This window comes from Sutterella sp. KLE1602, assembly GCF_001578585.1.
Classification (GTDB): domain Bacteria; phylum Pseudomonadota; class Gammaproteobacteria; order Burkholderiales; family Burkholderiaceae_F; genus Sutterella; species Sutterella wadsworthensis_A.
On record NZ_KQ968543.1, the window covers coordinates 1 to 9473 of the forward strand.

6 protein-coding genes are annotated in these 9473 nt (G+C 64.1%); 3 read left to right on the forward strand and 3 right to left on the reverse strand.

Features of this window, described 5'->3' with window-relative positions:
- Positions 1 to 154: 154 nt before the first annotated feature.
- Complete coding sequence (locus HMPREF3036_RS06870; protein ID WP_005436483.1) at positions 155 to 2908, reverse strand: M16 family metallopeptidase; 2754 nt, start codon at positions 2906 to 2908, stop codon at positions 155 to 157.
- 233 nt (positions 2909 to 3141) lie between these two features.
- On the opposite strand from HMPREF3036_RS06870, the gene HMPREF3036_RS06875 reads away from it, so the two are divergent.
- The 3 genes from HMPREF3036_RS06875 to HMPREF3036_RS06885 all read left to right on the forward strand — a co-directional run bounded on the left by HMPREF3036_RS06875 (position 3142) and on the right by HMPREF3036_RS06885 (position 5959).
- Positions 3142 to 3750 carry a septation protein A gene (locus HMPREF3036_RS06875; RefSeq protein WP_062332895.1) on the forward strand — a complete coding sequence of 203 codons (609 nt, stop codon included), beginning with the start codon at positions 3142 to 3144 and terminating at the stop codon, positions 3748 to 3750.
- A 111-nt stretch (positions 3751 to 3861) separates the two neighbouring features.
- Positions 3862 to 4644 (forward strand): peptidylprolyl isomerase, encoded by a 783-nt coding sequence (locus HMPREF3036_RS06880; protein ID WP_005436487.1) that lies wholly within the window; start codon positions 3862 to 3864, stop codon positions 4642 to 4644.
- Positions 4645 to 4795: 151 nt separating this feature from the next.
- Entirely contained in the window at positions 4796 to 5959 is a 1164-nt protein-coding gene (locus HMPREF3036_RS06885; protein WP_062332889.1) for an iron-containing alcohol dehydrogenase, read from the forward strand.
- 155 nt (positions 5960 to 6114) lie between these two features.
- Here HMPREF3036_RS06885 and HMPREF3036_RS06890 read toward each other — a convergent pair whose 3' ends face one another.
- Both HMPREF3036_RS06890 and HMPREF3036_RS06895 read right to left on the reverse strand, forming a co-directional pair.
- Positions 6115 to 7611: an FAD-dependent oxidoreductase gene (locus tag HMPREF3036_RS06890; RefSeq protein WP_255358809.1), complete on the reverse strand. Its 1497-nt coding sequence runs from the start codon at positions 7609 to 7611 to the stop codon at positions 6115 to 6117.
- 7 nt (positions 7612 to 7618) lie between these two features.
- On the reverse strand, positions 7619 to 8992 hold the full coding sequence (locus tag HMPREF3036_RS06895) for a YihY/virulence factor BrkB family protein (protein ID WP_062332892.1): 1374 nt from the start codon (positions 8990 to 8992) through the stop codon (positions 7619 to 7621).
- Between the last annotated feature and the right edge of the window lie 481 nt (positions 8993 to 9473).

The following is a 9473-nucleotide window of genomic DNA, read 5'->3' on the forward strand; positions in this document are numbered from 1 at the left end:
CCGCCTCACCGAGGCGAGGGTTCCTGGCGGATTTAGCTGAACAATCCGACATTTTATGCCTGCGAGGGGCGTTCAGAAACGACAGCGCCCCGCTGCTCGCGTCGGAGCGGCGGGGCGCCTGATGCCGTCTGGCCCGGCAGGGAGCTTCAGCAGATTACTGCTTGGAGAAGTCCTTGCCCGCTTCCCTGGCCTTCGCAAGGTCGGCGGCGAGCACGAAGGTCATCTTCGAGGGATCCGCAATGCGGCGGATCGCGGCGTTGACGTCCTTGACCGTGAGCTTCTCGATGGCGACTTCCATGTCCTTCGAGAAGGACCAGTCGCGGCCGGATTCCATGAAGTTGATCCAGCTGCCCGCGAGCGTGCCGTCCTGGGCGCGGTTCACCGCACGGTACTCGATCAGGCCGCGCTTGGCTTCGGCGAGCTCCTGCTCGGTGATGCCGTCCTTGACGGCGCGGGCGAGCTCGTCGCGCAGGCTGGCCTCAGCCTGCCTGACGTTCTGCGGAGCGACGATCGCACCGACGGACCAATGGCCGCGGTTGCCGAAGCGCGGGAGCGTGATGCCGCTGCCGGCGCCGTAGGAGAGGCCCTCCTTCTGGCGCAGACGGGTCACGATGCGGTTCGAGAGACCCGTGGAGCCGCCGAGGATCCAGTCGGCCGTGACGAGGGCCGCGGCATCGGCGTCGGCCACGTTGGCCGGCAGGTCGACGCGGGCCATCAGCGTGCCGTTTTCCTTTTCAGGCGTGTCGATGACGATGCGGGCCGATGCAACGGGCTTGAACTCGTGCACGGGACGCTCGTAGACGACGGTGGAGAGCTTGCGGCCGACGACGGCGCGGCGCAGGTCGCCCGCAACCGCTTCGGGATCGAAGTCGCCGACGACGGCGATGTAGCCGCGACCCGTGCCGAAGACGTTGCGCCAGTAGTTGCGCACGTCGTCAAGCGTGAGGGCCTCGACCTCAGCGATGAGCTCGGCGCTCGTCTCCGTGCGGCGGGCGTCGCCCTTCGGATAGGTGTTGAAGTGCTCCGTGAGGGCGTCGCGGGCCTTAGTGCCCGGATCGTCCGACTTGGCGCGCAGGCCGACGAGGGTCTGGCGCTTCAGGGTCTCGAATTCCTTTTCAGGGAAGGCGGCGTCCGTGAGGATGCTGCCCGCAAGGCCCACGGCGGCCGAGAGATGCTCGCGGTCGGTCGTGAACGCAAAGGGCGACCCCTCCATGCGCAGCTGCGTGAAGGCGTCGTCGATCTCGTCGCGCGTCATCGTGGACGTGCCGCGCGAGAGCATGGCGGTCGAGAGCATCGAGACGGCGGCGTTGGCGCCCGTCTTCAAGTTGCCGTTGAGGAACCTCATCTGCACGACGACGGTCTCGCCGAGCGTCTTCTTCGGCAGCAGCGCCATCTTCACGCCGCCCGCCTCGACGAACTGCGTGCGGGCGTTGATGTTGTCCTGATCGACGTCGAAGGCTTCGGCCGTGCGGCCTTCCTGACGGAACTTGAAGCCCTTGAGGTACTCGTCGACGGAGGGCGCGGCCGTGATGTCGGCGCGCTTGAGCTCGTCCGTCGGGATGTAGCTGCCGACGACGCGGTTGTCGCGCACGAAGTAGCGGGCGGCGGCCTTGTCGACCTCGGCGGTCTTCACCTGCGCGATCGCATCGCGGTCGGCGAAAAACACGCGCCAGTCGCCGAGCGCGATGTAGTCGGAAAGGCCCACGGCGAATGCTTCGGGATCGCTGATCTGGCGCTCGAACATCGTGGCCTGCTCGGCCTTCTGGCGTTCAAGCTCCTGATCGGTCACGGGCGTCCTGGCAAAGGAGTTTTCGATCACGTCGACCATCTTCGCGCGGACCGGACCGAGGTCCTCGCCCTTCTTGACCTGGGCGCCGAAGACCACGAAGCCGGGCTGGGCGCCCGGAATCGTCCAGCCGAAGACCTGCGTGGCAAGGCCCGTCTCGACGAGCTCCTTGTAGAGGCGCCCCGTCGGGGCGTCGGAAAGGATCGACGTGGCCATGGCCGCAGGCTCCCAGTCGGGATGCAGGGCGGCGGGCAGGCGGTAGCCGATCATGAGCATCTGCGTCTCGCCGGGACGGCGGACCGTGAACTCGCGCTCGCCGTCGGCGGCGGGCTCGACCGTCCACTCCTTAGGAAGCACGCGCTCGGGCTTGGCGATCGGGCCGAAGAGCTCGGCGATCCAGCCAAGCACCTCGTCCGTGTCGAACCTGCCCGAAACCGTCAGCACGGCGTTGTCGGGCTGGTAGTAGCGGCGGTAGAAGGCCTGGAGGTTCTCGATCTCGACGTTCTCGATGTCGCTTCGGGCGCCGATCGTGCTGCGGCCGTAGCTGTGCCAGTCGAAGAGCACGGACTGCATGCGCTTGAGGAGCACGCTCGTCGGACGGTTCTCGCCCATTTCATACTCGTTGCGCACGACGGTCATCTCGGTGTCGAGGTCCTTGCGGGCGATGAACGAGTTGATCATGGCGTCGGCCTGCCAGCCGAGCGCCCACTTCATGTTGTCGTCCGAGGCCGTGAAGGAGACGTGGTAGTTCGTGCGGTCGAGCCACGTCGAGCCGTTCATGCGGAAGCCGCGCTTCGTGAACTCGGCGGTCGGATTTGGATAGTTTTTCGACCCCTTGAACATCAGGTGTTCGAGAAGGTGGGCCATGCCGGTCTCGCCGTAGTTCTCGTGACGCGAGCCCACGAGATAGGTCATGTTGACCGTGGCGGTCGGCTTGCTCATGTCGGGATAGAGCACGACGCGCAGGCCGTTCGGGAGCCTGTACTCGGTCATGCCCTCGACGGTCACGACGGAAACGGGTTTGGTTGCGTTCGTCAAATCATTCTCCTTGGCTGCCGCGCCTCCTGCGGCGCCCATCATCACGACGGCGGAAAGCAGCACTATTTTTCTTGCAAATTGCATAACGAAAGTCCGTTGTTCATATCGTGTTGCGGGAGCGCGTCACAAACCGTCCCCTGACGGCCGGGAGCCCCCGACTGCACAACGATACCTGTCCCAGGTGACGAAAACGTTTCGAAGCACCTGAACAATGTTCGAAATGTTACCAAGCCTTCGGCCCCAGGGCCTCCCCCTGAAACATCAACTGCCAATTTCGCTAAAATTTCAGGATTCCGCTCCACATGAACCTCCTTACGATGAAACTTCTCTTCGATCTCTTCCCCGTCATCCTCTTCTTCGCGGCCTTCAAGATCGCCGAGGGCCAGCCCGACGCCGCCATCGCGCTTGCCGAGCGCTTCATGGGCGAGGGCCTCACCGCCATGACCGCTCCGGTCTTCATCGCCACCGTCGTCGCCATCGCCGCCACCTTCCTGCAGGTGGGCTGGCTCATGCTGCGCGGCCGCAAGGTCGAGCCGATGCTCTGGATCAGCCTCGCCGTCATCGTCGTCTTCGGCAGCCTCACGCTCTATCTTCGCAACGAGATGTTCATCAAGTGGAAGCCCACGATCCTCTACTGGATCTTCGGCGGCATCCTCGTCTACGGCAACATCGCGGGCCGAAACTTCATCCGCATGCTTCTCTCCAAGGCCGAGATCGAAATGCCCGGCCACGCCTGGGGGACGCTCCAGAACATGTGGATCGGCTTCTTCGCGGCCATGGGCGTCGTCAACCTCCTCGTCGCCTACCTCTGTTCGACCGACACCTGGGTCAACTTCAAGCTCTTCGGCCTGATGGGCCTGACACTAGTCTTTACAATTGGCATCGGCGTGTTCATGACCAAACACGCCGTCACTAGGCAGAATTGACCTGCATGACGCCCGAACCCCTTATAATTTCGGGTGCAATGACTAACAACCTGATAGCGGCGTACGGTGCCGGGAAGCGCCGAACACCTGCGGCAGTAAAGGAAGAAAGAAATGGAAAAGAAACTTTTGGTTCTCGGCATGGCTGCCATGATGGCCGCCGGCGCGGCCAACGCTGAACTTCAGGCCTTCAAGGTCAACGGTGAAACCGTCAGCGTTGCCCAGCAGAAGGCACTCTACGACAGCGCCGTCGCTCAGGGCCAGCCCGCAGGCGCCGAACTTGAGCGCCAGGTGAAGAACGTCCTCACGCAGCAGACCGTCCTGCTTCAGGAAGCCAAGAAGGCCAAGCTTGACCGCAACTCCGACGTCAAGCAGGCCATCGAAGCCGCCCGCAACCAGGTCCTCATCAACGCCGTCCTGCGCGACTGGGCCAAGAAAAACCCGGTCAAGGACGAAGACGTCCGCAAGGCCTACGAGGCTGAAAAGGCCGCCTACGGCCCGACCGAATACCAGGTCCGCCACATCCTCGTCAAGACCGAAGACCAGGCCAAGAACATCATCAGCCGCCTCAACAAGGGCGCCGACTTCGACAAGCTCGCCAAGGAATTCTCCGAAGACCGCGGCAACAAGGATCGCGGCGGCCAGCTCGGCTGGGTCGTTCCCCGCTCCTTCGTTCCGACCTTCGGCAACGCCTTCGCCGGCATGAAGGAAGGCACGGTCAGCAAGGAACCCGTGCGCACGCAGTTCGGCTTCCACGTCGTGAAACTTGACGCCAAGCGTCCGGCCCAGCTCTTCCCGACCTTCGAGGCTCAGAAGCCCGCGCTCGTCAACGCGCTCACGAACCAGCGCGTCAACCAGCACTTCGGCGAACTCGTCAAGAACGCCAAGGTCCAGTAACGGATCCTTCGTCCCCGACGAATCGACACGAACCCAAGGGGGAGGCCCGCATCGCGGACCTCCCCCTTCTGCATTGAGCGAAAACGCGCCTTTCCACCCGCGGCCCGGCTCCGTATACTGTCAGCAAAACCACTTTTTTCAAGGCTCCCTCATGCAGAACTTCGAGTATTACAATCCGACCCGACTCATTTTCGGCCGCGGCGAAATCGCCTCCCTCACCCGCCACATCCCCGAGGGCGTGCGCGTCCTCGTCACCTTCGGCGGCGGCTCCGTGAAGCGCAACGGCGTCTACGACCAAGTCAAGGCCGCGCTCGCCGGCATCGACCACGTCGAATTCTGGGGCATCGAGGCCAACCCCAAGGTCGAAACCCTCAGGAAGTGCATCGAATTCGGCCGCGAACAGAAGGCGGGCTTCATCCTCGCCGTGGGCGGCGGCTCCGTGCTCGACGGTTCCAAGCTCGTTGCCTGCGCCCTCACCGAGGGCGAAACGCGCGACGCCTGGGACATCGTCCTCTCCCGCCGTCCCGCCCGCTGCATTCCCTACGCGAGCGTCATGACGCTCCCGGCCACGGGCTCCGAAATGAACGCCAACAGCGTCATCTCCCGCCTTGAGACGAAGGAGAAGCTTGCCTTCGTCGCGCCTGAAAATCCGCGCTTCTCGATTCTCGACCCCGAGTGCTGCCGCTCGCTCGGCGCCGCCCAGGTCGCCGCGTCCCTCGCCGACATCACCGCGCACGTGCTCGAGCAGTACATGACCGAACCCGGCCAGTCCCGTCCGATGGACCGCTGGGCCGAAGGGCTCCTTCTCACGCTCGTCGACATCGCGCCCGCGCTGCGTACGCCCGAACCCGACTACGACGTGCTCGCCGACTACATGCTCACGGCTACGCTCGGCCTCAACGACATGATCTGCATGGGCGTGAATCAGGACTGGGCCACCCACGCCATCGGCCACGAAATCACCGCCCTCACGGGCATGGCCCACGGCGCCACGCTCGCCATCGTCTTCCCCGCTCTCCTTCGCGTCCTCATCGACACGAAGGAAGCCAAGCTCGTGCAGATGGGCGAACGCGTCTTCGACGTGCATTACGGCACCAACCGCGAGCGCGCCCTCGAAACCATCGTGAGGCTCGAGGCCTTCTTCGCCTCCCTCGGTCTGCCGACCCGCCTTGACGAGGCAGGCGTCGGTGAAGACGTCGAACGCGAGATCGTCCGCCGCTTCGAGGAACGCAACTGGAAGCTCGGCGAGCACAAGAACATCACGCCCGCCCAGATCGCCGCGATCCTCGCCTCGGCCCGCCCCGCAAAGGCCTGAGGCTGAAGATCCTCTGCAAGCCCGCCCCCGCGGACAGCTGCGCGGAGAACAGCCAAAAGAAGAAGGGCGCCTGCAGCGTTTTCGCGCTGCGGGCGCCCTTTTCTTCTTTTGTTGTGCCGCCCGCGAGGAACGGACGGCACGGCTCTCAATCGGCCTTACTGTTTTTGGGCGACTTCCTGGCCGGCGATGTGGCCGAAGACCAGAAGGTCGGTCAGGGCGTTGCGACCGAGGCGGTTGCCGCCGTGGATGCCGCCCGTGATCTCACATGCGGCGTAGAGGCCCGGGATCACGTTGCCGTTCTTGTCGAGGATCTGGGTCTTCTCGTTGATGCGAAGACCGCCCATCGTGTGGTGGATGGTCGTCGTGATCGGCACGGCGTAGAACGGCGCCTTCACGACCGGATTGCCGATGAGGATCTTCGGCACGGGAAGAGACTTCGTGTTCTGGGACACGGAGGCCTCGTTGTAGGCCTTCATGGTCTTCTCGAAGTTCTTCCAGTCGATGCCGGCCTGGCGGGCGAGGTCTTCAAGCGTGTCGGCCTTGAAGGCATAGCCGTGGGCGATGGCGGACTCGATCTTCTTCTCCTCGACCTTCTTCTCCTCGATCGTGCGCTGGTCGTAGATCGAGAAGGCGACCTGACCGGGCTGCTTCAGGATGCCGTAAGAGATCTCGTCGCGGCGACCCGTTTCGTCGACGAAGCGCAGGCCGTCGCGGTTGACGTACGGCGTGTCGGACGGACGGGCGGCGATGGCGGACTCAAGCTCGCCGTTCTTCGGATTGCCGTGCGGATGGATCTGGATCCACTCCATGCCCGTGAGACCGGCGCCTGCGGCGACGGCTTCCTCAAGCACTTCGCCGGTGGTGCCCGGAGAGTTCGAGGTCACGGTGACGGAGATGTCGTTGTACTTCTTGACCATCTGCAGGTTGGCGCCGTAGCCGCCTGCGGCGAGGACCACGCTGCGGCCAGAGAAGACGCGCTCGACGCCCTTGCGGTCGAGGGCCTTCACGCCCGTGACGCGGCCGGAGGCGTCACGCTCGACGCTCACGACCTTCATGTTCTTGTAGATCGGGTTGCCTGCGGCCTCGACCTTGGCGGCGAGCGGACGGATGTAGGCGTCGTACGTGGAGATCGGCGTCTTGCCGTCGGCCTGACACGGCCACTGCCCGCGCGGATAAAGGCCGCCGATGCCGACATCGACCCAGCTGCGCGGCACGTGGAACCACGCCATGTCGGACTGGACGTCAAGCCACTTCATGGCGGCCGTGGCGTTGCGGGTCATCGTGAGAACGAGCTTGGCGTCGTTCTTGCAGTTGCCGCCCACGATCGTCTGAAGCGCAAAGAGCTCGGGAGAGTCGAAGATGTACTTCTTGCCGCTCTGCGAGCTACTTGAGAACCGTCTTCTGAAGCTCGGCTTCGGGTTCGTGTACTTGGCGATGATGTCGCGCACGGCCCGCGTCATCGGCAGAAGCTTTTCGGGTTCGGGGTCCATGGCGGACATGTTGCCTTCGGAGCGGGCGGTGTTGCCGCCGAGCATGGCCATCTTCTCAAGGACGATCACGGTCGCGCCGTTGTCGACGGCCGTCGCGGCGGCAACCATGCCGGCGCCGCCCGCACCGACGACGAGCCGCCCATGAGGGCAGTCTGCCTGCAGGTCCCCGTCAGGCGGGACGGGCGGCCTGTTCCGCCTGAACGTCCTGCGGCTCCTCGTCGATGGTGAAGACCTCGTCTAGGGGCTTCGCGAGCATTTCGGCGGACATGAAGCCGCGGTACCAGTCAAAGAGCATCCCTTCATCTCGGGACGACGAGGCGCGCTTGGGACTCGTGAGATGGTTGGTGCCGTCGACGAGAAGCGCCGTGCAGGCGTCCCTGAGGCTCTTGGCGGACGGATCGCACAGAAGCGCCCAGTCGCTGTGACTCTTGGGCTTCTCGCTCATGATCTCGACGCAGTAACCCTTTTCGGCGAGCCTGAGCAGAATGCGGCGGGCGGCCTGCGGGTAGCTGTCGACCTCGTCGGCGAGCGTCGTGATGCCCACCGAGGTCTCGCCCTCGCGGCGATGGCGCCAGAGCGTCTTCAGGAGCGCGACGCCCGTAAGGAAGTCATTGCCGCGCTTGTAGCTGTCGGCGAAGCGCCCCGAAGTGAGAAGCGGGATCGTCGCCGTGATGGCTGCGCCGCCGAAGACGATGAGCCAGGAGACGTAGAACCAGAGCAGGAGCACGGGGAAGGCCACGAACGCGCCGTAGATCGACGTGAGCGTGCCCGCCGAGACGTAGTGCCCGAAGGCCTCGCGCACGGCGAGTCCCGCGAAGGAAGCGGAGACGCCGCCCACGGCCGCGTGCGAAAGCTGCACGTGGCAGTTGGGCACGAACTTGTAGAGGAAGGTGTAGGAGGCGACCTGGATCGCAAACTGCAGAACGGCCATGCCCCACTCGACCGACGTCGCGTCAACGCCCTCCGAGGCGGAGCGGATCGCCTGCGTCGAGACGGTGAGCGAGAAGGCGATCACCAGGGGCCCGAGCGTGATGAGCGCCCAGTAGAGCAGCGCCCTCTGTCCCCAGGGGCGCATGCGGCGCACCTGATAGATGCGGTTGACCGTCACGAAGAACTTGTCAATCAGGAGAAGCGCCGTCACGGCCAGACCCGCCAGACCGAAGATGCCGAGTCCCGAGGCGTGGTCCGTGAAGTTGCGCAGATACGTGACGATCGTCTCCGTGTACTGCTGCGGCAGCACGCCCGAGATGATCGCCTCCTCAAGCGCGTGGCGCGAGTCCGCGAAGCTCGGGAAGAGCGCAAAGGCCGACATCGCGACCGCGATGAGCGGAACGAGCGAAAGGAGCGTCGTGAGCGTCATCGAGGACGCCACCTCCTGAAGCTGAGTCTCGCGCATGCGGTCCATCGCAAAGCGGATGATCGTGCGCACGGCCTCGATGCCGTGCTGCCGCCGAGCCCGCTTCACAAGCTCCGCACTCCTCGTTCCGGCCTCTCCCTCTGCATGACCCTCGGAGGCCGTCTTCTCTTCCGACATCGTCTGCATGCTATCTCTTCTTCTCCATGACGCCCGTCGTTGATGTCACGAGCTCTTGCGCTCATTGTACAGGCCGCCAACTCCCGCAGGCCCGCGCGGCCTCCGCGACACAAAAGAGCGGCAGTCGACGCGATCCTTCGCCCGAAGGGTCGACAAATGATTTTCTCCTGCAACACATGGGCTTTGCCCGCACCATTCTCAGAAAACCCCAGGCTCTTCGCATCACGGGTCTTGAATTGCCGACAATTTGTAAACTTTGCTCGACAAGTCGCTAAAACTTGTGTATAGTTCACCCCTATCGACGGACCGACTCTAAGCGGTTCGTCGTCTTTTCGGTCAGACGCGGCTCCTGTCAGGGGCGCCTGCGTCAGCGGCAGTAAGGCGCCGCTCCGAAAAAGGGGGAACGAAAAGGCCGGTTTTCGACGAAACCGGCCTTTTTCATTTTGTACGCCGCGGAATCGGATAGGAGGCATGGGATTACTTCCCATGC

What these genes read in the sequence shown, in the direction of transcription:
- HMPREF3036_RS06870 (WP_005436483.1), bottom strand. Translation starts at nt 2,908, where the DNA reads ATGCAATTTGCAAGAAAAATAGTGCTGCTTTCCGCCGTCGTGATGATG.
- HMPREF3036_RS06875 (WP_062332895.1), top strand. Translation starts at nt 3,142, where the DNA reads ATGAAACTTCTCTTCGATCTCTTCCCCGTCATCCTCTTCTTCGCGGCC.
- HMPREF3036_RS06880 (WP_005436487.1), top strand. Translation starts at nt 3,862, where the DNA reads ATGGAAAAGAAACTTTTGGTTCTCGGCATGGCTGCCATGATGGCCGCC.
- HMPREF3036_RS06885 (WP_062332889.1), top strand. Translation starts at nt 4,796, where the DNA reads ATGCAGAACTTCGAGTATTACAATCCGACCCGACTCATTTTCGGCCGC.
- HMPREF3036_RS06895 (WP_062332892.1), bottom strand. Translation starts at nt 8,992, where the DNA reads ATGCAGACGATGTCGGAAGAGAAGACGGCCTCCGAGGGTCATGCAGAG.